General features: G+C 70.2%; 17 protein-coding genes. 12 read left to right on the plus strand and 5 right to left on the minus strand.

What is annotated here, in order from left to right:
* The first annotated feature begins 19 nt into the window (after positions 1-19).
* The 9 genes from ACFWPQ_RS36705 (at position 20) to ACFWPQ_RS36745 (ending at position 12,545) form a co-directional block, all read left to right on the plus strand.
* Positions 20-946: a carbohydrate ABC transporter permease gene (locus ACFWPQ_RS36705; protein ID WP_384044711.1), complete on the plus strand. Its 927-nt coding sequence runs from the start codon at positions 20-22 to the stop codon at positions 944-946.
* 4 nt (positions 947-950) lie between these two features.
* Positions 951-1,850 (plus strand): carbohydrate ABC transporter permease, encoded by a 900-nt coding sequence (locus tag ACFWPQ_RS36710; protein ID WP_384044714.1) that lies wholly within the window; start codon positions 951-953, stop codon positions 1,848-1,850.
* A 346-nt stretch (positions 1,851-2,196) separates the two neighbouring features.
* Positions 2,197-3,396, plus strand: coding sequence for an ROK family transcriptional regulator (locus tag ACFWPQ_RS36715; protein ID WP_217547187.1), 1,200 nt, complete (start codon positions 2,197-2,199; stop codon positions 3,394-3,396).
* Positions 3,397-3,529: 133 nt separating this feature from the next.
* Positions 3,530-4,621, plus strand: a complete 1,092-nt coding sequence (locus ACFWPQ_RS36720) for a sugar ABC transporter substrate-binding protein (RefSeq protein WP_384044717.1) — start codon at positions 3,530-3,532, stop codon at positions 4,619-4,621.
* A 328-nt stretch (positions 4,622-4,949) separates the two neighbouring features.
* Positions 4,950-5,741 carry an ATP-binding cassette domain-containing protein gene (locus ACFWPQ_RS36725; RefSeq protein WP_181803054.1) on the plus strand — a complete coding sequence of 264 codons (792 nt, stop codon included), beginning with the start codon at positions 4,950-4,952 and terminating at the stop codon, positions 5,739-5,741.
* Positions 5,738-7,099: a sugar ABC transporter permease gene (locus ACFWPQ_RS36730; RefSeq protein ID WP_384044720.1), complete on the plus strand. Its 1,362-nt coding sequence runs from the start codon at positions 5,738-5,740 to the stop codon at positions 7,097-7,099. Before ACFWPQ_RS36725 ends, ACFWPQ_RS36730 begins: the two co-directional genes overlap by 4 nt.
* 262 nt (positions 7,100-7,361) lie before the next feature.
* The gene (dxs, locus tag ACFWPQ_RS36735; RefSeq protein ID WP_384044723.1) at positions 7,362-9,278 is read left to right on the plus strand and encodes a 1-deoxy-D-xylulose-5-phosphate synthase; all 1,917 of its coding nucleotides are present in this window, start codon (positions 7,362-7,364) and stop codon (positions 9,276-9,278) included.
* Between the two features lie 246 nt (positions 9,279-9,524).
* Positions 9,525-11,021: an amino acid permease gene (locus tag ACFWPQ_RS36740; RefSeq protein WP_384044726.1), complete on the plus strand. Its 1,497-nt coding sequence runs from the start codon at positions 9,525-9,527 to the stop codon at positions 11,019-11,021.
* A gap of 72 nt (positions 11,022-11,093) precedes the next feature.
* Positions 11,094-12,545, plus strand: coding sequence for an ArnT family glycosyltransferase (locus tag ACFWPQ_RS36745; RefSeq protein ID WP_384044729.1), 1,452 nt, complete (start codon positions 11,094-11,096; stop codon positions 12,543-12,545).
* A 96-nt stretch (positions 12,546-12,641) separates the two neighbouring features.
* Here ACFWPQ_RS36745 and ACFWPQ_RS36750 read toward each other — a convergent pair whose 3' ends face one another.
* Positions 12,642-13,013 carry an NTP pyrophosphohydrolase gene (locus ACFWPQ_RS36750; RefSeq protein WP_384044732.1) on the minus strand — a complete coding sequence of 124 codons (372 nt, stop codon included), beginning with the start codon at positions 13,011-13,013 and terminating at the stop codon, positions 12,642-12,644.
* Between the two features lie 64 nt (positions 13,014-13,077).
* On the opposite strand from ACFWPQ_RS36750, the gene ACFWPQ_RS36755 reads away from it, so the two are divergent.
* Together ACFWPQ_RS36755 and ACFWPQ_RS36760 are read left to right on the plus strand one after the other, a co-directional pair.
* Positions 13,078-14,094 carry a hypothetical protein gene (locus tag ACFWPQ_RS36755; RefSeq protein ID WP_384044734.1) on the plus strand — a complete coding sequence of 339 codons (1,017 nt, stop codon included), beginning with the start codon at positions 13,078-13,080 and terminating at the stop codon, positions 14,092-14,094.
* A gap of 41 nt (positions 14,095-14,135) precedes the next feature.
* Positions 14,136-14,522, plus strand: a complete 387-nt coding sequence (locus tag ACFWPQ_RS36760; protein WP_383708531.1) for a hypothetical protein — start codon at positions 14,136-14,138, stop codon at positions 14,520-14,522.
* A gap of 85 nt (positions 14,523-14,607) precedes the next feature.
* Here ACFWPQ_RS36760 and ACFWPQ_RS36765 read toward each other — a convergent pair whose 3' ends face one another.
* From ACFWPQ_RS36765 to ACFWPQ_RS36775, 3 genes are all read right to left on the minus strand, one after another.
* Positions 14,608-16,737, minus strand: a complete 2,130-nt coding sequence (locus tag ACFWPQ_RS36765) for a 3-hydroxyacyl-CoA dehydrogenase NAD-binding domain-containing protein (protein ID WP_384044737.1) — start codon at positions 16,735-16,737, stop codon at positions 14,608-14,610.
* Positions 16,734-17,951, minus strand: a complete 1,218-nt coding sequence (locus ACFWPQ_RS36770) for a thiolase family protein (protein ID WP_384044740.1) — start codon at positions 17,949-17,951, stop codon at positions 16,734-16,736. The genes ACFWPQ_RS36765 and ACFWPQ_RS36770 overlap by 4 nt, the downstream gene beginning before the upstream one ends.
* Positions 17,952-18,291: 340 nt before the next feature.
* Positions 18,292-19,368: a hypothetical protein gene (locus ACFWPQ_RS36775; RefSeq protein WP_384044743.1), complete on the minus strand. Its 1,077-nt coding sequence runs from the start codon at positions 19,366-19,368 to the stop codon at positions 18,292-18,294.
* 850 nt (positions 19,369-20,218) lie between these two features.
* Here ACFWPQ_RS36775 and ACFWPQ_RS36780 point away from each other — a divergent pair.
* The gene (locus tag ACFWPQ_RS36780) at positions 20,219-20,950 is read left to right on the plus strand and encodes a TetR family transcriptional regulator (protein WP_384044746.1); all 732 of its coding nucleotides are present in this window, start codon (positions 20,219-20,221) and stop codon (positions 20,948-20,950) included.
* 47 nt (positions 20,951-20,997) lie between these two features.
* Here ACFWPQ_RS36780 and ACFWPQ_RS36785 read toward each other — a convergent pair whose 3' ends face one another.
* Positions 20,998-22,278 carry a ribonuclease D gene (locus tag ACFWPQ_RS36785; RefSeq protein ID WP_384044749.1) on the minus strand — a complete coding sequence of 427 codons (1,281 nt, stop codon included), beginning with the start codon at positions 22,276-22,278 and terminating at the stop codon, positions 20,998-21,000.
* Positions 22,279-22,362: the final 84 nt, after the last annotated feature.

Here is a 22,362-nt window from a genome sequence, read left to right on the forward strand (position 1 = left end):
TCTCGGCACCGGAGTGGCGATGCAGCACGGCAAGTACCGGTTCATCGTGGGGTTTCTGGCGTTGCCCCTCGGACTGTACGCGCTCTTCGTGGTGTGGCCGTTCATCCAGTCCATCTACTACTCGTTCACGGACTGGACCGGCCTGAGCCCCGAATTCAAGATGGTCGGCCTGGACAATTACCGGCGGATGCTGCACGACGACATCTTCTGGAAGTCCTTGCAGCACAGCTTGATGTTCGCGGTCGTGCTGCCGCTGGTGACGATCAGCCTGGCGCTGTTCTTCGCCTTCATGATCAATGTGGGCGGCCGGAGAAGGAGGGGCGGCCCGGTCGTCACCGGGGTCCGGGGCTCCTCCTTCTACAAGATCGTCTATTTCTTCCCGCAGGTGCTGTCCATCGCGATCGTCTCGCTGCTGTTCGCCTTCGCCTACAACCCGGACAGCGGCGCGATCAATTCACTGCTCCGCGGAATTGGTCTGGACAATATCCAGCCGCTCTGGCTGGGCGACCCGAGTCTCGCCCTGTGGTGCGTGATGGCCGTACTGGTCTGGTCCACGGTCGGTTTCTTCGTGGTCCTCTTCTCGGCGGGCATGGCGTCCATCCCCACGGACCTCTACGAGGCCGCGCTCCTCGACGGCGCCGGCCGCGCCACCACCTTCTTCCGCCTCACCCTGCCGCTGCTGTGGGACACCGTGCAGTCCGGCTGGGTCTACATGGGCATCCTCGCGCTCGGCGCCGAGTCGTTCGCAGTCGTACAGATCATGACGACCGGACCGGGCGGACCCGACTACTCGACGACCGTGATGGTCCTGTACGTGTACCAGAAGGCGTTCCGGGACGGTCAGGCCGCCTACGCCACCACCATCGGCGTCGCCCTGCTGATCGTCACGCTCGCCTTCGCGGCGGTCGTGATGCGGCTGGGCCGTCGCGAGCGGCTGGAGTACTGAAGCGATGACGACGACCGAGACCGACGTCACTGTCACCAAGGCCGAGCCCGCCGCGCCGAGGCCGCCCCGGCGCCGGCGCGAGGGCGGGGTCCTCAACGTCTTCTCCCACGGCGTCCTGGTCATCTGGGCGTTCATGGTGGTCACGCCGCTGCTCTGGGCGGTGATGACGTCCTTCAAGGACGACCGGTCGATCTTCACCTCGCCCTGGGCGCTCCCGGACAGGCTCCACTTCGAGAACTGGGCGCGCGCCTGGACCGACGCCAACATGAGCGACTACTTCCTGAACACCGTCCTGGTGGTCGGCGGCTCGCTCATCGGCACCCTGGTCCTCGGCTCGATGGCGGCCTACGTCCTGGCCCGCTTCGACTTCCCGGGCAACCGCTTCATCTACTACCTCTTCATCGGCGGCATGAGCTTCCCGATCATGCTCGCGCTGGTCCCGCTGTTCTACGTCGTGAACAACATGGGCCTGCTGAACACGATCCACGGCCTGATCCTCGTCTACATCGCCTACTCGCTGCCGTTCACGGTCTTCTTCCTCACGGCGTTCTTCCGCACGCTGCCCACGTCCGTGGCCGAGGCGGCCTTCGTCGACGGTGCCTCGCACACGCGTACGTTCTTCCAGATCATGCTGCCGATGGCGAAGCCCGGCCTGATCAGCGTGGGGATCTTCAACTTCCTCGGCCAGTGGAACCAGTACATGCTCCCGACGGTCCTCAACACGGACCCCGACAAGCACGTCCTCACCCAGGGCCTGGTCCAGCTGGCGGTCAGCCAGGGCTACAAGGGCGACTGGTCCGGCCTCTTCGCCGGCCTGGTGATGGCGATGCTCCCGGTCCTGGCGGCGTACATCATCTTCCAGCGCCAGGTGGTGGCGGGATTGACCGCGGGAGCTTTGAAGTAACCGAACGTTCGCAACCCGAAAGTGCGGTGCCTTGATCCAGGCGGCCACCGCAACGCCGTAAAGGGGCGCGGGGAACTGCGCGACCAGCCACGACGGCGCCGCACCCGCTCCATCACGGTCACCCACCACCCCCCTCCCACCTGCTCACCAGTGGCCTAGACATGTCCATCGCATGTCCCTCAGGCAACCCCCGAACCGCCAACGATTTCTGTCAAGGACTTGACGGCGGTAACCCGTTCAGCAGAGCTTGGAGTTCATAACTTGTAAGTGACCCGGTCTCAGTGAGGTGATCTGGGTCACGTTGGCGGCGCCGTGGCCGCCTCCGATGGCGGGAGTGGATGGGTCGATGGAGACTCCGGGGTCGCAGTCGTCGCTGCACCGAGCCAACCTGGAACGTGTCGTACGGGCCGTACGTCTGGCCGGGTCGCTCACGCAGGCGGAGATCGCGCGTACGACCGGCCTGTCGGCCGCAACGGTCTCCAACATCGTGCGCGAACTCAAGGACGGCGGAACCGTCGAGGTCACGCCCACGTCGGCGGGCGGCCGCAGGGCCCGCAGCGTGAGTCTGAGCGGTGACGCCGGCATCGTCATCGGGATCGACTTCGGCCACACCCACCTGCGCGTGGCGATCGGCAACCTCGCCCACCAGGTGCTGGCCGAGGAGTCCGAGCCCCTCGACGTCGACGCGTCGTCCAGCCAGGGCTTCGACCGGGCGGAAGAGCTGGTCAACCGCCTGATCGCGGCGACCGGCGTGGACCGCTCGAAGATCGCCGGCGTGGGCGTCGGCGTCCCCGGCCCGATCGACGTCGAGTCCGGCACCCTGGGCTCCAGCGCCATCCTGCCCGGCTGGATCGGCGCGAGACCCGCGGAGGAGCTGCGGCTCCGCCTCGGCGTCCCCGTGCACGTCGACAACGACGCCAACCTCGGCGCCCTCGGCGAGCTGGTCTGGGGCAGCGGCAAGGGCGTGCGTGATCTTGCTTACATCAAGGTCGCCAGCGGTGTCGGCGCCGGTCTGGTGATCAACGGGAAGATCTACCGGGGCCCCGGCGGCACGGCGGGCGAAATAGGGCACATCACGCTCGACGAATCCGGCCCGGTCTGCCGCTGCGGCAACCGCGGCTGCCTGGAGACCTTCGCGTCGGCCCGCTACGTGCTGCCGCTGCTCCAGCCCGGCCACGGCGCCGACCTGACCATGGAAGGCGTCGTCCGGCTGGCCCGGGAGGGCGACCCCGGCTGCCGGCGGGTGATCGGGGATGTCGGACGTCACATCGGCAGCGGTGTGGCCAATCTCTGCAACCTGCTGAACCCGAGCCGGGTGGTCCTCGGCGGTGATCTCGCCGAGGCCGGAGAGCTGGTCCTGGGGCCCATCAGGGAGTCCGTGAGCCGCTACGCGATCCCCAGTGCGGCGCGCCAGCTCTCGGTGCTTCCGGGGGCCCTCGGCGGCCGTGCGGAGGTGCTCGGCGCGCTCGCCCTCGCGCTCAGCGAGATGGGCGATTCGACCCTTTTGGATGGGTCGTTGCCCGCTGTTGCACCTGCCTTCACTTAGAGAACGAATGGCGCCGTTGCCATCTCGTTAAGTATTTACTTCTTGACGTCGAACTTTCGGCCGAGTTGACTTCGAGCCACCTCGGCCGCAGCGTTGCGGCCCTGTCAGGGAGGCACCCCCAATGAACGCAACGATGCGTAGAGTCGTGATCGGCACCGCCGCGGTTTCCATGGCGCTGTCGCTCGCCGCCTGTGGCAAGGCCGGCGATGACAAGAAGAGCGACTCGTCGAGCAGCAGCTCCTCCGGTAGCAAGACCATCGGCCTGCTGCTCCCCGACAGCGTGACCGCTCGCTACGAGAAGTTCGACAAGCCGTACTTCGAGCAGCAGGTCAGCTCGCTGTGTGCCGACTGCAAGGTCGAGTACGCGAACGCTGCCGGTGACGCCGCCAAGCAGGCCCAGCAGGTCAGCAGCATGGTCACCAAGGGCGTGAAGGTCATCGTGATCTCCGCCCAGGACTCCGCGGCCATCAAGTCCTCCATCGACGCGGCCGTGGCCAAGGGCATCAAGGTCGTCGCGTACGACCGCCTCGCCCAGGGCAACGTCTCTGCCTACGTCTCGTTCGACAACGTCAAGGTCGGCGAGCTCCAGGGCCAGGCCCTGCTCGACGCCCTCGGCTCCAAGGCGACCACCAAGTCCAAGGTCGTCATGATCAACGGTGACGACGCCGACCCGAACGCCGCCATGTTCAAGAAGGGCGCGCACGAGGCCCTCGACGGCAAGGTCGACATCGCCTACGAGCAGTCCGGTCTGTGGAAGGACACGGTCGCCGCGCAGAAGGTGAAGGCTGCCATCACGCAGCTCGGTGCCAAGAACATCGCGGGCGTCTACTCCGCCAACGACGGCATGGCCGGTGGTATCGCCACCACCCTCAAGGGCGCCGGCATCAGCGGCATCCCGCTGACCGGTCAGGACGCGGAGCTCGCGGGCATCCAGCGCATCGTCGCCGGCACCCAGTCCTCCACCGTCTACAAGGCGTTCAAGCCGGAGGCCGACGCCGCCGCCACGATCGCGGTGGACCTGCTGGAGGGCAAGAGCATCTCCTCGCTCGCCACCACCACGCAGACCAGCGGCTCCGGCAACAAGGTGCCCTCGCAGCTGCTGACCCCGGTGTCGGTCACCAAGGCCAACATCAAGGACACGGTGATCAAGGACGGTCTGTACACCGTCTCCGACATCTGCACCAGCGAGTTCGCCAAGGCCTGCAAGGCTGCCGGCCTGCAGTAGTCCGGCCCCGGAGCCGCAAGGCTCCGGCCGTCAGCGCCCGGGTGATCGCAGTACGACACCCGGGCCCCGGCCGCCCGACGAGCCCCCGGCCCCTCCGCAAGGTGCCCGGTCCGTCCGACGGCCTCGCGAAACCCCTCCGACGCCCGCTCCGGCCTTCATACCCCGCTGCCGGAGCGGGCGTCGGACGGACCCGTTGCCAAGCGCAGCGGATTCGCGCATGTTCATCTTGTAAACCGCGTGCGTACACCGAAGACAACCCGAGGTACCGCACGACCCTCCGCGCCTGATCACCAAGCGCGGCATCCCCGCCGGTCAGGCGGCGAAGGAGATGGTTCACGTGTCCGCTACGCCCGTGCTGGCGTTGCGCGGAGTCTCCAAGCGATTCGGTGCGGTCCAGGCCCTCACCGATGTCGAACTGGAGGTCCACGCCGGAGAAGTGGTCGCCCTTGTGGGCGACAACGGCGCAGGAAAGTCGACCCTGGTCAAGACGATCGCCGGTGTGCACCCCATCGATGAGGGCGTCATCGAGTGGGACGGCAACCCGGTCAGCATCAACAAGCCGCACGACGCCCAGGGTCTCGGCGTCGCGACGGTCTACCAGGACCTCGCCCTCTGCGACAACCTCGACGTGGTCGGCAACCTCTTCCTCGGCCGTGAGCTGCTGCACCGCGGCGTCATCGACGAGGTGACGATGGAGAAGCAGGCCCGCGAGCTGCTGAGCACGCTCTCCATCCGCATCCCGAGCGTGCGCATCCCGATCGCCAGCCTCTCCGGCGGCCAGCGCCAGGTCGTGGCCATCGCCCGCGCCCTGATCGGCGACCCCAAGGTCGTCATCCTCGACGAGCCCACCGCCGCTCTCGGTGTCGAGCAGACCGCGCAGGTCCTCGACCTGGTCGAGCGGCTGCGCGAGCGCAACCTCGCCGTCATTCTCATCAGCCACAACATGGCTGACGTGAAGGCGGTCGCGGACACCGTCGCCGTGCTGCGTCTGGGCAAGAACAATGGTTTCTTCCCCGTGAAGAGCACCAGCCAGGAAGAGATCATCGCGGCGATCACGGGTGCCACGGACAACGCCGTGACCCGTCGTTCGGAGCGTCGCACCCCGGAGGCGGCAAAGTGAGCGAGACGTCCAAGACCGTGCAGGGCGACGAGTCGCCCGAGATCGACAAGGTCGACAAGGTCGACAAGACCGAGCCCACCGAGGCCCCGGCCGCGGCGGCTCCCGCCGACCCCACGGCTGCGCCGGTGACGGTCGTCGACCCGCGCCTGCTCGTCCGTGAAGAGGGCTTCAAGGGCTACCTCACGGAGTTCAAGCGCCGGGTGCGCGGCGGCGAGCTGGGCTCGCTGCCGGTCGTCGTCGGCCTGATCATCATCTGGACCATCTTCCAGGTGAAGAACAGCCTGTTCCTCAGCGCGGACAACCTCTCCAACATCAGCTACTTCCTCGCGGCCACCGGCATGCTCGCCATCGGCCTGGTGTTCGTGCTGCTGCTCGGTGAGATCGACCTCTCCGTCGGCTCGGTGAGCGGTCTGGCCTCCACGGTGTTCGCCGTCTTCGTGGTCAACCACGGGATGAACCAGTGGCTGGCGCTGATCCTCACGATCATCACGGGCATCGGCATCGGTGCGCTGCACGGCTGGTTCTTCGCCAAGATCGGCGTACCCGCGTTCGTGGTCACCCTGGCCGGCTTCCTCGGCTGGAACGGTCTGATGCTGTGGCTGCTGGGCGACAGCGGCACGATCAACATCCCGGCCGACAGCGGTCCGGTGCACATCCTCGGCCAGAGCTCCTTCTTCATGGACCAGGCCATCATCGGTGCCTACCTGCTGGCCGGTCTCGGTGTCGTGCTGTCGGCCGTGGGCCAGTTCAACGAGCAGCGCCGGCGCCGTACGGCGGGTGTGCCGTTCCGGCCCACCAGCGAGATCGTGGTCCGCGTCGCGCTGCTCGCGATCGCGTCCTTCGCCGCGGCGGCCGTGCTGAACAACGCGTCCGGCGTCTCCAACGCGCTGGTGATCTTCCTCGCGTCGCTGGTGATCGTCGACTTCGTGCTGCGTCGTACGACGTACGGCCGCAAGGTCTTCGCGGTCGGTGGCGGCATCGAGGCCGCGCGCCGTGCCGGTATCAGCGTGCCGATGGTCCGCATCACCGTGTTCGCGATCTCCGGTGGCTTCGCGGCCATCGGCGGTATGTTCTTCGCCGGTCAGACGGCGAGCGCGACGCTCAACGCCGGTGGCGGCAACACCCTGATGCTCGCCATCGCGGCGGCCGTCATCGGTGGTACGTCGCTGTTCGGCGGCCGCGGTACCGTCTGGTCCGCCCTCCTGGGCATGCTGGTCATCCAGTCCATCCAGACCGGCCTCGACCTGCTGAACATGAACACGTCGATCCAGTACATGATCACCGGTGGTGTTCTGCTGGGTGCCGTTGTCATCGACTCGGTCTCCCGTAAGAGCCAGAAGGCGGCGGGGCGCGGCTGACGCCGATCGCCGTTGGGGGTGCGGTGCGCGGGCGGCCTTCCCGCCGTCGTGGTTGATCGCGCAGTTCCCCGCGCCCCTGGGTTTCCGACTGTGCCCGGCACTGAACAGTGCCGGGCACAGTCGTGTCATAGGAAGGGCTCTCGATGGGTACGGCCGTTCGCGTGACGTATGACGCACAGCCCGCGCGTCGGCCGCGCGGGCGGAACATTAGACTCGACAGGCCCGGCAACAGCTCGATCAGCTCTACTGCAAGGAGGCACGGGTGCCGCTGCTGACCCGTATCAGGGGACCGCGCGATCTGGACCGGCTCAGCCCCGAGGAGCTGGTCCAGCTGGCAGAGGAGATCCGGACCTTCCTCGTGGAAGCGGTCTCCAAGACCGGCGGACACCTCGGTCCCAACCTGGGCGTGGTCGAGCTCACCATCGCCCTGCACCGCGTCTTCGACTCCCCGAAGGACAAGGTGCTGTGGGACACCGGCCACCAGTCCTACGTGCACAAGCTGCTCACCGGCCGGCAGGACTTCTCGAGGCTGAAGCAGAAGGGCGGCCTGTCCGGCTACCCCTCGCAGGCCGAGTCCGAGCACGACGTCATCGAGAACAGCCACGCCTCCACGGTCCTCGGCTGGGCCGACGGCATCGCCAAGGGCAACCAGCTCCGCAACCGCGACAGCCACGTCGTCGCCGTGATCGGTGACGGCGCCCTCACCGGCGGCATGGCCTGGGAGGCGCTGAACAACATCGCCGACGCCAAGGACCGCCCGCTGGTCATCGTCGTCAACGACAACGAGCGGTCGTACGCCCCGACCATCGGCGGCCTCGCCAACCACCTGGCCACCCTGCGCACGACGGACGGGTACGAGCGCTTCCTGGCCCGGGGCAAGGACCTGCTGGAGCGCACGCCGGTCGTCGGCAGGCCGCTCTACGACACCCTGCACGGCGCCAAGAAGGGGCTGAAGGACTTCATCGCCCCGCAGGGCATGTTCGAGGACCTGGGCCTCAAGTACGTCGGCCCGATCGACGGCCACGACATGGAGGCTCTGGAGTCGGCCCTCGCCCGGGCCAAACGGTTCGGCGGGCCGGTGATCGTGCACTGCCTCACCGAGAAGGGCCGCGGCTACCAGCCCGCCCTCCAGGACGAGGCCGACCGCTTCCACGGCATCGGCCCCATCCACCCCGACACCGGCCTGCCGGTCAAGGCCTCCGGCGCCGACTGGACCTCCGTCTTCGGCGACGAGATGGTGAAGCTCGGCAGGGAGCGCGAGGACATCGTCGCCATCACGGCGGCCATGCTCCAGCCGGTCGGCCTGAAGAAGTTCGCGGACACCTTCCCGGACCGCATCTACGACGTCGGCATCGCCGAGCAGCACGGCGCCGTCTCCGCGGCGGGCCTCGCCACGGCCGGCCTGCACCCCGTGTTCGCCGTGTACGCCACCTTCCTCAACCGCGCCTTCGACCAGGTGCTGATGGACGTGGCCCTGCACAGGTGCGGGGTGACCTTCGTCCTGGACCGGGCCGGCGTCACCGGCACCGACGGCGCCTCCCACAACGGCATGTGGGACATGTCGATCCTCCAGGTCGTCCCCGGCCTCAGGCTCGCCGCCCCGCGCGACGCCGACCAGGTCCGCGCCCAGCTCCGCGAGGCCGTCGAGGTCGACGACGCCCCGACGGTCGTCCGCTTCTCCAAGGGCGCGGTCGGCCCCGCCGTGGCCGCCGTCGGCAAGGTCGGCGGCATGGACGTGCTGCGCGAGCCCGGCACCGACACCCCGGACGTGCTCCTGGTCTCCGTGGGCGCCCTCGCCCCCATGTGCCTGGAGATCGCCGGACTCCTCGACAAGCAGGGCATCTCGACGACCGTGGTCGACCCGCGCTGGGTCAAGCCGGTGGACGAGGCCATGGCCCCGCTGGCCGAGCGCCACCGGGTCGTCGTCACGGTGGAGGACAACATCCGCGTCGGCGGCGTGGGCTCCGCGGTCGCCCAGGCCCTGCGCGACGCGGGCGTGGACGTACCGCTGCGCGACTTCGGGATCCCGCCGCGCTTCCTGGACCACGCGTCCAGGGCCGAGGTCATGGCGGAGATCGGCCTGACGGCCCCCGACATCGCCCGCCAGGTCACCGGTTTGGTCGCAAAGCTGGACGGCCAGCCGACGGACGTCAGCTCGGTGGAACCGGCGAGGGATTAAAGCTCCCTGGCTGAAGCGCCCCGTCAGGGGCGCGGGGCTGTATCGATATGCGGCTCCGCCGCGTGGGCGCGACCAGCCCCCACCGGCCCGCACTCCCCGCCGAAACCCAAGCCACCTCAATGGGTCGGTCCCCCACTCCTCCAAGTGGCGAGACCGACCCATTTGCGTGAACCTGCCTTTGCCGGGGCATACGCACCCCCGGCCCTCTCGATCATGTCGAGGACGACAAACGTGGGAGGTAGGCACGTGAGCAGTACGCTCTTCAGGACCAAGAACGTCGAGCAGTCCATCAAGGACACCGAGGAACCGGAACACGCGCTCAGGAAGTCGCTGTCGGCCCTGGACCTCACGGTCTTCGGCGTCGGCGTCATCATCGGCACCGGCATCTTCGTCCTGACCGGCACGGCCGCCAAGAACACCGCGGGACCCGCCGTCGCCCTCTCCTTCGTGGTCGCCGGCGTCGTCTGCGGCCTCGCCGCGCTCTGCTACGCCGAGTTCGCCTCCACCGTCCCGGTCGCCGGTTCGGCGTACACCTTCTCGTACGCCTCGTTGGGCGAGTTCCCCGCCTGGATCATCGGCTGGGACCTGGTGCTGGAGCTGGCGCTGGGCACCGCGGTGGTCGCCGTCGGCTGGTCGGGGTACATCCACTCACTGCTCGACAATGCCGGCTGGCACCTCCCCGCGTACCTCAGCGGCCGCGACGGCGCCCACGGCTTCGGCTTCGACATCCTCGCCGCCGCCCTGGTCCTCGTCCTCACCGCGATCCTCGTCGTCGGCATGAAGCTCTCCGCCCGGGTCACCTCGGTCGTCGTCGCCATCAAGGTCGCCGTCGTCCTGGTCGTCATCATCGCCGGCGCCTTCTTCATCCACAGCGGCAACTACAGCCCCTTCGTCCCGCCGAAGGAGCCCGTACCGGCGGGCGGCAACCTCAAGGCCCCGTTGATCCAGCTGATGTTCGGCTGGGCGCCCTCCAACTTCGGCGTGATGGGCATCTTCACCGCCGCCTCCGTCGTCTTCTTCGCCTTCATCGGCTTCGACGTCGTCGCCACCGCCGCCGAGGAGACCCGCAACCCCCAGCGGGACGTGCCCCGCGGCATCATCGGCTCCCTGATCATCTGCACCGCGCTGTACGTCGCCGTGGCCGTCGTGGTGACCGGCATGCAGAAGTACAGCGAGCTCTCCGTGGACGCCCCGCTGGCCGACGCGTTCAAGGCCACCGGGCACCCCTGGTTCGCCGGCCTGATCAGCTTCGGCGCCGCCGTCGGCCTGACCACCGTGTGCATGATCCTGCTGCTCGGCCAGTCCCGGGTGTTCTTCGCGATGAGCCGGGACGGGCTGCTGCCCCGGTTCTTCTCGCACACCCACCCGAAGTTCCGCACGCCGTACCGGCCGACCATCCTGCTCGGCGTCGTCATCGCGATCGTCGCCGGCTTCACCAGCCTCAGTGAACTCGCCGAACTGGTGAACATCGGCACGCTCTTCGCCTTCATCGTCGTCGCGATCAGCGTGATCATCCTGCGCAACACCCGGCCCGACCTGGAGCGGTCCTTCCGCACCCCGTGGGTGCCGGTGCTGCCGATCGTGTCCGTGCTGGCCTCGCTGTGGCTGATGCTCAACCTGCCCGCCGAGACCTGGCTGCGGTTCGCCATCTGGATGGTCATCGGCTTCGTCGTCTACTTCCTCTACGGCCGTACGCACAGCCGCCTCGCCCAGGCCCAGCGGGCTCCTGCCGACGCTCCGTGAGCGACAGGCTCGCCGCTCCGGCCCCGTATGTCCCGTCCGGGTGGGACTGCGGGGCCGGATAGCGTGCTCCCCATGCTTCTCGTGCCCCTCGCTCCACCACGGTCCGTAGTCGCAGGGAAGGGGTACTGGACACGGCTGCTGCCCCTGCTCGCCGTCCTGGCCTGCGTGACCCGGGTGCCGTCCTTCCTCCGGCCGCTGTGGAACCCGGACGAGGGCTATCTCGCCGTACAGGCCCGCCTGCTGGCGCGCGGCGGGCAGCTGTACGAGACGGTCGTGGACCGCAAGCCGCCGCTGCTGCCGTGGCTGTACGAGGGGACGTTCGCCGTCTTCGGGTCCGGGTCGCTCACCCCGGTCCGGGTCCTCGCCGTGCTGGCGCAGCTGGCCACCGCCGTACTGCTCGCGTCGATCGCCCGGCGGCGCTGGGGCGACCGTGCGGGCCGTACCGCCGGGGCGCTGTACCTGCTGGTCTCGGTCGGGCTGAACCCCGAGGACGCGCAGGCGGCCACCTTCGAGGTGTTCATGCTGCCGTGCACGGCCGCCGCGATGTGGTGTGCCGACCGCCGCCGCTGGGGAGCGGCCGGTGCCGCCGTCGCCTGCGCCTTCCTCACCAAACAGACCGGTGGGGCGGTGCTGCTGCCGGTGCTCTACCTGCTGCACCGGTACGGCGGCCCGCGCGCGGGCCTGCTCAGACTGGCGGCCGGTGCCGCTCTGCCCGTGCTGGGCGTGGCCCTGGTCACCGACCCGGCAGGATTCGCCTTCTGGACGGTCACCGGCTCGGGCGCCTACGCCTCCTTCACGGGCTCGGAACTCCACGTCCTGGCCCGGGCGTTGACCAACACCGCGATCCTCGGTGCGGCCTCGGCGGGCCTGCTCCCGCCGATCGCGCGGGCGCTGCGCATCGCCCGCACCGGCGCCGTCGACCTGTGGCTGTGGCTGGCCGCGTCGGCGGTCGCCGTCACCCTCGGCTTCCACTTCTTCGGCCACTACTTCCTGCAACTCACCCCGCCCCTGGCCCTGTTGGCCACGGCCGCGCTGCAGATCCTGCCCCGGGAACGGAACTCGGCCGCGGTCCTCGCCTCGGCCTGCGCCTGCGCCCTGTTCCTGACCTGGGGCGTCCTGGCCCCCCGGCCCGAACTCGCGCACGCCCAGCGGCTGGCGCTCACCCTCGACCGCCGTACCGCGCCCGGCGACCGGGTCCTGGTCTGGGGCATACACCCGGAGACGTACTGGCTGGCCGACCGCGCCCCCGCCACCCGCTACCTCACCGCCGGCCTTCTCACCAACTTCAGCGGCGGCCGGGACGGCCCGCAGGTCGGCGAGAAGTACGCCGTCGAGGGCACCTGGCCGGTCTTCCGCGCGGAGCTGGCCGACCGGGCACCGGCCCTGGTGATCGACGACTCCCGGGGCAAGCCCTACGGCCCCGACCACGTCCCCAGCCTGCGCAGGCTGCTCGCGGCCGACTACGAACAGGCGGGCGAGGTGGACGGCGCGGTGCTGTACGTGCGGGCGCCGACAGCGCCCTGAAGGGGCGCGGGGCTGTGTTCACATGCGGCTCCGCCGCGTGGGCGCGACCAGCCCCCACCGGCCCGCAGCGAGCGAACCGCCCAACCAGCGGAGCGCCTAGTGCAGCAGTGCGCTGGGCCCGATCACCTCGGCGCCCAACTCCGTCACCCGGCTGCGCAGTTCACGGTCGGCGGTGACGACGAGGCGGGGCCGGCCGGGGTCCTCGGCGGCCAGCTCCACGATCCGGTCGTCGCCGCTGCCGGGCGCCGACTCCACCCGTACCCCGGGCACCGAGGCCACCCCGCGGGCCGCGCCCTCGACGACGAGGACCAGCTCCACCGGTGTCGGCCTGCCTGGCAGCCCCCGCTCGGCCAGCCGGTCGCGCAGCCGCTCGGCGGCCCCCCTGCGGTCCCGCCACCAGCCGTCCGGCCGTGACCCGACGACGTTCGCGCCGTCGACGATCACCAGCAGGGGAGCTTCGTCTTCCATGCCCCAAGCCTCGCACGCCCGGGGCCCCGGCAGTGCCGCGAACGGCCCCGCTTAGAGTGAAGCGGTGAACGGCGACTGGCTCCTCCGCGGCCGCGACGGCCGGCTCAGTGTCCATCTGCCGTCGGGCGACGCCGTGCTGTGCCGGGCCGAGCGCGGCCCCGGCGGCCCCTGGGGCTCCCCGCGGAAGATGGGCGGCGACCAGCGGCTGCACCCCGGCTTCTCGGTCGGGCAGGGAGCCGACGGATACGCCCACCTGGTCGCCTGGCGGCCCACCGTGAACGGCGAGTCGGGTCTCGTCCACTCCACGCACTACCGGCCCCGTCTGGCCGCCCTGGACTGGCAGCCGATCGGCCACCCGAGCAAGAAGGGCGACGTCACCGGTACCCCGGCCGTCGCGGTGGACGCGCAGGGCCGCGCCCATGTCTTCGTCCGCAACCGGGGGCGCGGGGTGGGCATGGTCGCCCAGAAGGCGAAGGGCGGCTGGGAGCCGTGGCGGGACCTGAAGGGGCGGCTGGTCGAGGACGGGCTCGCGGCGGTGACCGGTGAGTCGGGGCGGGTCGAGGTGTACGCGGCCGTGCCCGGCGGGATCGTGCACTGGCGTCAGGAGGCGGCCGGGAAGCCGCCCGTGCTCCTGGAGTCCCTGGAGACCCCGGTCAGGGCGGGCACCCTCACCGCTCTCGCCACCTCCCCCGAGAGCACGACCCTCTACTACACCGACGAGTCCGGCGACCTCTGCGCCTGGCGTCCGGGCGGCAAGCCGTACACCCTGCTGCCCTCCGCCGGGCCCGGCCCGGTGGCCGCGGTCCGCTGCGAACTCGACGGGCACGACTGCACCCTGCTCGCCCAGCGCTCGGCGAGCGGCCGGGTGGCCTTCGCGGCGTATCCGACCGAGGACGAGCAGGCGGGCGCCTGGTGGACCGAGTCCGGACCGCAGCTGCCCGCGGACGCGACGGTCGCCCTGACCACAGACGAGGAGGGCCGGGTGACCGCGGCGAGCCTGTCCCCGTCCACCGGCCAGCTCCTCCTCACCCGCCGCAAGGACGAGCCGGGGCTGGCGCTGCAGGCCTGGCAGGAGGTCTGAGACGTACTCCGGGCCGTCACGAACGGTGTGCGTGCGCCATGATGACCACCGTGGAAAACCAGACACTCATCGACACCTGGCAGCGTCTGCTCACCGGCTCCGGCAAGTCCTGGGTGCTGTTCGAGCACGGCACCTGCGTGGTACTCGAACACCCCACCGGTGACGTCGCCGAGCAGGCCGTCGGTATCCTCCGCGAGTTCGGGCCCATGCATGTCGCCACCGCGGCGGGTGACTTCCGTGTGCTCGAACTCAACCAGGGCGAGGGCTGGCTGGTGACGAGCCACCATCCGGACGTCGTCACCTTCGTGCCGCGCGACGATCCCGAGGACCCGTCCCACCTGGCGGTCGGAATCCTGGGCCGCTCCCGCCGCGACCGCGACGGCACGGAACTGAGAGTCGTCCACGTGGAGGCGGCCCCGCCCGCCTGAAGCGGTTGCGGCTGGTGCGTCCCCCGGCACGCCGATGCCCGGCGCACCAGTCGGTGTGCCGGGCATCGGGTCCGTACGGATGCGGCTACGCCGGGACGCTCGCCACGCCCGGGGCCAGGAACTTCTTGCCGTTCACACGCTCCGAGACGCCCTCGCGGTCCAGGTACGGCGTGATGCCGCCCAGGTGGAAGGGCCAGCCGGCGCCCGTGATCAGGCAGAGGTCGATGTCCTGCGCCTCGGCGACGACACCCTCGTCGAGCATGAGCCCGATCTCCTGCGCCACCGCGTCGAGGACGCGGTCACGGACCTGCTCCTCGCTGAGGACCGAGTCGCCCTGCTGCAGCAGCGCGGCGACCTCGGGGTCCAGCTCCGGCTTCCCGCTGTCGTACACGTAGAAGCCGCGCTTGCCCGCCTTGACGACGGCCGCGAGGTTCGGGGAGACCGTGAAGCGGTCCGGGAAGGCCCGGTTGAGGGTCTCCGAGACGTGCAGGCCGATGGCGGGACCGACCAGCTCGAGCAGGACCAGCGGGGACATCGGCAGGCCCAGCGGCTCGACCGCCTTCTCCGCGACCTCGACCGGGGTGCCCTCGTCGATGACGTTCTGGATCTCGCCCATGAAGCGGGTGAGGATGCGGTTCACGACGAACGCCGGGGCGTCCTTCACCAGAACCGCCGTCTTCTTCAGCTTCTTGGCGACGGCGAAGGCCGTGGCCAGCGAGGCGTCGTCGGTCTGCTCGCCGCGGACGATCTCCAGGAGCGGCAGGATCGCGACCGGGTTGAAGAAGTGGAAGCCCACGACCCGCTCGGGGTTCTTGAGCTTCGACGCCATCTCCGTCACCGAGAGGGAGGAGGTGTTCGTCGCCAGGATCGCGTGCGCCGGGGCGACCGCCTCGACCTCCGCGAACACCTGCTGCTTGACGCCGATCTCCTCGAAGACCGCCTCGATGATGAAGTCGGCGTCGGCGAAGCCCTCGGCCTTGTCCAGGACACCCGTCACCAGCGCCTTGAGGCGGTTGGCCTTGTCCTGGTTGATACGGCCCTTGCCGAGCAGCTTGTCGATCTCGGCGTGGACGTAGCCCACACCCTTGTCGACGCGCTCCTGGTCGATGTCGGTCAGCACGACCGGCACCTCCAGGCGGCGCAGGAAGAGCAGCGCGAGCTGCGAGGCCATGAGGCCCGCGCCCACGACGCCCACCTTGGTGACCGGACGCGCCAGGTTCTTGTCCGGGGCACCGGCGGGGCGCTTGCCGCGCTTCTGCACCAGGTTGAACGCGTAGATGCCGGCGCGCAGTTCACCGCCCATGATCAGGTCGGCGAGCGCCAGGTCCTCGGCGTCGTAACCCTGCTGGAGGTCGCCGTTCTTGGCGGCGGCGATGATGTCCAGGGCGCGGTAGGCGGCCGGGGCGGCGCCGTGCACCTTGGAGTCCGCGATGAACCGGCCGCGCGCGACGGCCTGGTCCCAGGCCTCGCCGCGGTCGATCACCGGGCGCTCGACCTCGATGTCGCCCTTCAGCACCTGGGCGGTCCAGATCAGCGACTGCTCCAGGAAGTCGGCGCCCTCGAAGATCGCGTCGGCGATGCCGAGGTCGAAGACCTGCTGACCCTTGAGCTGCTTGTTCTGGTTGAGGCTGTTCTCGATGATCACCGAGACGGCCTTGTCGGCGCCGATCAGGTTCGGCAGCAGCGCGCAGCCGCCCCAGCCCGGGACCAGACCGAGGAAGACCTCGGGGAGGGAGAACGCCGGGATGGCCTTGGACACGGTCCGGTACTTGCAGTGCAGACCGACCTCGACGCCACCGCCCATGGCGGCACCGTTGTAGTACGCGAACGTCGGCACCGCGAGGCCCGCGAGGCGCTTGAAGACCTCGTGGCCGCCCTTGCCGATGGCCAGCGCGTGCTCGTGCTCCTTGAGGAGCTCGACGCCCTTGAGGTCGGCGCCGACCGCGAAGATGAACGGCTTGCCGGTGATGCCGATACCGACGATCGTGCCGTCGGCGGCCTCCTTCTCCACCTGGTCGATGGCGGTGTTCAGGTTCGCCAGCGAGGCCGGGCCGAAGGTGGTCGGCTTGGTGTGGTCCAGGCCGTTGTCCAGGGTGATCAGCGCGAAGCGGCCGGCCCCGGACGGCAGGTCGAAGTGGCGCACGTGCGCCGACGTGACGACCTCGTCGGGGAACAGGTCCGAGGCCTGCTTCAGAAGCTCGGCGGTGGTGCTCACTTGTCCCCCTCGAAGTGCGGGTTCTCCCAGATGACCGTCGCGCCCATGCCGAAGCCGACGCACATGGTGGTCAGGCCGTAGCGGACGTTCGGCTGCTCCTCGAACTGGCGGGCCAGCTGCGTCATCAGACGCACACCCGAGGAGGCGAGCGGGTGACCGAAGGCGATCGCGCCGCCGTACTGGTTGACGCGCTCGTCGTCGTCCGCGATGCCGTAATGCTCCAGGAAGGCCAGCACCTGCACGGCGAAGGCCTCGTTGATCTCGAAGAGACCGATGTCGGAGATCGACAGACCCGCCTGCGCGAGGGCCTTCTCCGTGGCCGGGATCGGGCCGTAGCCCATGACCTCCGGCTCGACACCCGCGAAGGAGTACGCCACGAGACGCATCTTCACCGGCAGGTTGTTCTCGCGGGCGAAGTCCTCGGACGCGATGAGCGAGGCGGTCGCACCGTCGTTGAGACCGGCCGCGTTACCCGCGGTGACCCGGCCGTGCACACGGAACGGCGTCTTGAGACCGGTGAGGTTCTCCAGCGTCGTGCCCGGGCGCATCGGCTCGTCGGCCGTCACGAGACCCCAACCGGTCTCGCCGCCCTCGGGGTTGGTGCGACGCACCGAGATCGGCACCAGGTCGGCCTGGATCTTGCCGTTGGCGTACGCCTTCGCGGCCTTCTCCTGGGAGCGCACCGCGTACTCGTCCGCGCGCTCCTTGGTGATCTGCGGGTAGCGGTCGTGCAGGTTCTCGGCGGTCATGCCCATGAACAGCGCCGACTCGTCCACCAGCTTCTCGCTGACGAACCGCGGGTTCGGGTCCACGCCCTCGCCCATCGGGTGGCGGCCCATGTGCTCGACACCGCCGGCGATGGCGACGTCGTACGCGCCGAAGGCGACGGAACCGGCGACCGTGGTGACGGCGGTCAGGGCGCCGGCACACATGCGGTCGATGGAGTAGCCGGGCACGGAGGTCGGCAGGCCCGCGAGAATGCCCGCGGTACGGCCGATGGTCAGACCCTGGTCACCGATCTGCGTGGTCGCGGCGATGGCGACCTCGTCGATCTTCTTGGTGTCCAGCCCGGGGTTGCGGCGCAGCAGCTCCCGGATCGCCTTCACGACGAGGTCGTCGGCGCGGGTCTCGTGGTAGATGCCCTTCGGGCCCGCCTTGCCGAACGGGGTACGGACGCCGTCGACGAAGACGACATCCCTGACGGTACGAGGCACGATTGGCTCTCCTCCAGGGTGCGGGATGGCACTGCTGCGATGCGCTGAGCGCGCGCTCAGGCCCCATGCTACTTATGAGTAACGTGGCTGCCCAGTCCTGGCGGGTGGAGCGGCGAACGTCACATGGAAAGACGCCTGCGCGGAGGCGCCCCACGGCGCGTCACCGGGGCGGCGCAGGGATGCCGCGGAGACGGCTCGGTCCGCGACATGCCCAGTTCGAAGATGCGGGCGTTGCCCGTCAACAGCCGCCGGGTGCGGGCGGGGTGGGGCCGGGGCGCGGGTGACGTGAGCACGGGGGCTCCTCTCGGGTGGTGGTGTACGCAGGCGGACGGGCGTCGGGTCATGAACGGTCCCGGAAGAACGGGACGGCGGGAGCGGGCCAGGGGTCCGGCACACCCGAGGCCCGGTGACGGCCGGTCGTCGGACGCGGTGCCTCGTCGGCCCGTGTCATGACGGGCGCCGCGATCGCGCAGATCAGCAGCGGCCCGCGGCGGGCCGTGTCGCCGTCGCCGTACGCGAGCCGCGTGGTGGCCGGGCCGCACACCACGCCGAGCGCGTCCAGCACCCGGGCCGTGTAGCGCGCGAGGGCGGGTGCCGGCGGGCCGCCCGGCGCGTACGGACCGGCAGGGCCGGTGGGGCCGGTGGGGCCGGTGGGACCGGCGGGACCGGCGGGACCGGCGGGACCGGCGGGAACGTCCGCCCGCAGGCCGGTGACGAGGTGCTCGGGCCGTCCGTCCGGGCCCGGGCGGGTGACGGTGTCGACCGTGTACCGGTGGCGACCGGGCAGCTCGCTGAGCACCAGGTGCGGGCTTGCGGAGTGCTGGGCGGTCGCGTGCCACAGGGCCGGCCAGGCCGCGCCGATCTGGCGTTCGTCCGCGCATTCCACCGCGTCGACCGGGGTTCCGACGGCCGCCGGCGCGAGCAGGTAGCGGGCCGCCGGGTGCGACCGTGCCCAGGTCACGGCGTCGGCCGGACGCGCGGTGCGGATGCCGCGCAGCGCCGGGATCCCCAGCCGGGACAGCCGGGCCGCCTGGGCACCGCGGTCGTACCTCAGCTCCGAGGACACCGGATCGGCTCCGGGCAGTCCGAGGTGCCAGGCGATCCGCTCGGCCAGCTCGACCCCCTCGGCGCCGCCCGCGACGACGGCGGACACCCCCAGCGCCCGCAGCGCCTTGACCGTCTGCCGCAGCCCCCGGTGCACGACCCTGTCGCCGTACCCGACGGGCGGTGGCGCGTTCCGGTACGCCGGCGGGCGCAGCCGGTGCTCCGGGAGGACGGCCACGGTCCGCAGGCCCTGTCGCTCGAAGGACCGCTGATACGGGCCCCCGCCGTCGTACGGGGCGACCACCGCCACGGCGCCGGCGGGACCGGCCCGCAGTGCGGCCGCGACGGCAGAGGACGAGGGGAGGGTGGTCATGGCGGCGGGCTCCCGAGCGGGTGGGCGGCTGGCTGCTGGACGGGGTCAGCGGGTGTCGGCGGGTGCGCAGCCGCGGTTCGGCTTGCCGCTCGGCCGGTGAAAGTGTCTGAAAGGGCACTGCCGCGCCGTGCCCGGTGGCGGTGCTGACCGCCCGCCCAGGTGTTCGCCGGGCACATGTGAACGGCCGCGTGCGTGCACAGAGACTCCCCTCGGTGAGGTGGGGGCCGGCGGTCCTCGATCGGGCGTGTGCCATGACGCCCGCTCAATGCGCCCCCGTGCATGGGCTGGGCAGTGGTCCGGGTGGTGTTTCCGGCCCCTGGGTCACCGGGTCTTGTTCGGACCGAGTGGTCTCTTGTGCTCCGTCCCTCGTCTGTTGCGGCAGAACAGCACGCTGGTCCCCCAACTGCAGGGCTTTTCCCCGGATTCGGGCGACAACCCCCCTGCTTGGGCGACCGACCGGACGCTCAGGGCAACCGGTATGTCCCGCCCCGAAGGAGGGATGTCCGTGTTGCCCGGATGAGGCCTGCGCCAGAAGGGACCGATCGGTCTGTTCTGTCAGGCGCCCAGTCTGGAACCCTGGCCCGATCACGTCAAGCGAGCGTCGGTCGCAGGCGGTGTCCGGGGTGGCGGGTGGCGGGGCCGGTCAGTGCCGATAAGGGACAGGAGCCCTTACGTGCCACCACTGCCGCGTATGGTCACGAACAATGACTCAAGCCCCTCGCGCGGTCCGATCTTCGAGGTAATATCAGGGGGCTGAATTGGCGCGTACGCGGTTATCCCGGACAAATCATGTTCAGTCGCGAATCCGTGAACCTGTGAACCCGTGAACGGGTCTCGAAGGCGAGATCGAATGAGTAATCCGCGCAGACCGCGACGTCAGCAACAGCGTGCGATCGACACGAGGCAGCGCATTCTCGACGCCGCCGGGGCGCTCTTCGTGGTGGACAGCTACGAAGGGACGTCGGTCGGTGACCTCATCACCGCCGCACGGACCAGCAAAGGAGCCTTCTACAGGCATTTCCCGGGCGGAAAGGTCGAAGTGGCGACGGCCATCATGCGGGACACGCTGTCCATGGACGGTCTGCGGGCACAGCGGATCATGCTCCAGGAAGTGGTCGACATCGGGATGATCCTCGCTTACCGGATCTCCCGCGAGAATGCCCTTCAGGCCGCTTTGAAACTGTCGTTCCACAGTAATGCGCCGGAGACCTATGGCACCCCGTGGCCGGACTGGATCGCTTTCAACACGGGACAGCTTTCCGAAGCGCGGCGACGCGGCGAGCTGAAACAGTTCGTCGACGTGGAGCAGCAGGCCTACCAAATCGCGGGCGACTGGGCCGGAGCGGTGCTCATCTCGGACATCGTCGACCGGCACCTGGGAAATGTCGAGGCACGGATCTCACGCATGTACCGCAATCTGGCGACCGCGATCGCGGTCCCGGACCTCCTGCCCGAGATCGACTTCTCCGTGAACCGGGGCAGACATCTCTACACCGCGTTCCTCGAAGACCCGGCCGGTCACGCCGACGCGGCCGGTCCGGAACCGTCCCGGGACGAACCGGCCGGAGCAGGCCCGGTCTGAGCGCGGGGGCCGGGCGCCGGATGCCGGGCGTCGGCCGCGCCGTCCGCCTAGGCGGACAGCGCCGCCACCAGCACCGGCGTCACCTGCTCCACCTGCCAGGGCCGCGCGCCGTACCCCACCAGCGCGGTCCCCACGGTCTCCGCGTCGACCACCTTCGGGGGCTCCCAGCAGAGCCTGCGCACGGTGTCCGGCGCGATCAGGTTCTCCTGCGGCATGGTGAGCCGCTCGGCCAGCTCGGAGACCGCCGCCCGGGCCGCCGACAGGCGAGCCGCCGCCGCGGGGTCCTTGTCGGCCCACGCCCGGGGCGGCGGCGGCCCCGTCACCGGCTGCCCCGGCTGCGGCAGCGCGGTGTCCGGCAGCGCCTTGGCGCGGTCCACCGCCGCCTGCCACTGCTCCAGCTGCCGCCGCCCCATCCGGTGGCCGTAGCCGTTCAGCCCCGCGAGGGCGTGCACGTTGACCGGCAGTGCCAGCGCCGCCTCCACGATGGCCGTGTCGCCGAGCACCTTGCCCGGCGACACGTCGCGCTTCTGCGCGATCCGGTCCCGGGTCTCCCACAGCTCCCGCACCACCGCCAGCTGCCGGCGCCGGCGCACCTTGTGCATCCCGGACGTCCGGCGCCAGGGGTCCTTTCTCGGCTCGGCCGGCGGCGCCGCCGCGATGGCGTCGAACTCCTGCCGCGCCCACTCCAGCTTCCCCTGCCGGTCCAGCTCCTTCTCCAGGGCGTCCCGCAGGTCGACGAGCAGCTCGACGTCCAGCGCCGCGTACCGCAGCCAGGGCTCGGGCAGCGGCCGGGTCGACCAGTCGACGGCGGAGTGGCCCTTTTCGAGCACGAAGCCGAGGACGCCCTCGACCATCGCGCCCAGCCCGACCCGGGGAAACCCGGCGAGCCGCCCGGCCAGCTCGGTGTCGAAGAGGCTGCTGGGCGTCATGCCTATCTCGCGCAGGCAGGGCAGGTCCTGGGTGGCCGCGTGCAGCACCCACTCGACGCCGGCCAGCGACTCGCCGAGGCCCGACAGGTCGGGGCAGGCGACGGGGTCGATCAGCGCGGTCCCGGCGCCCTCGCGACGCAGCTGGACGAGGTAGGCGCGCTGGCCGTAGCGGTAGCCGGAGGCGCGCTCGGCGTCGACGGCGACGGGGCCGGAGCCGGCGGCGAAGGCGGCGATCACGCGGGCCAGTGCGGCCTCGTCCACGACCACCGGCGGAATGCCCTCACGGGGCTCCAGCAAAGGGATCGGCGCCCCCGTCACAGAAGATCCGGCGTCGTCCGGAGGGGTGCCCCCGGTGGTGCGCAGTGAACTGTCTGCTGCGGTGTCTTGGGCGTCGGTCACATGTCAAGGGTATCTGTGTGTGGACGGCGCCCGTCGACGGCAACGTACGTCGACGGGCCCCCGGGGGTGGGAAAACAAAAAAGG

It is taken from the genome of Streptomyces sp. NPDC058464, from assembly GCF_042721035.1.
GTDB lineage: Bacteria > Actinomycetota > Actinomycetes > Streptomycetales > Streptomycetaceae > Streptomyces.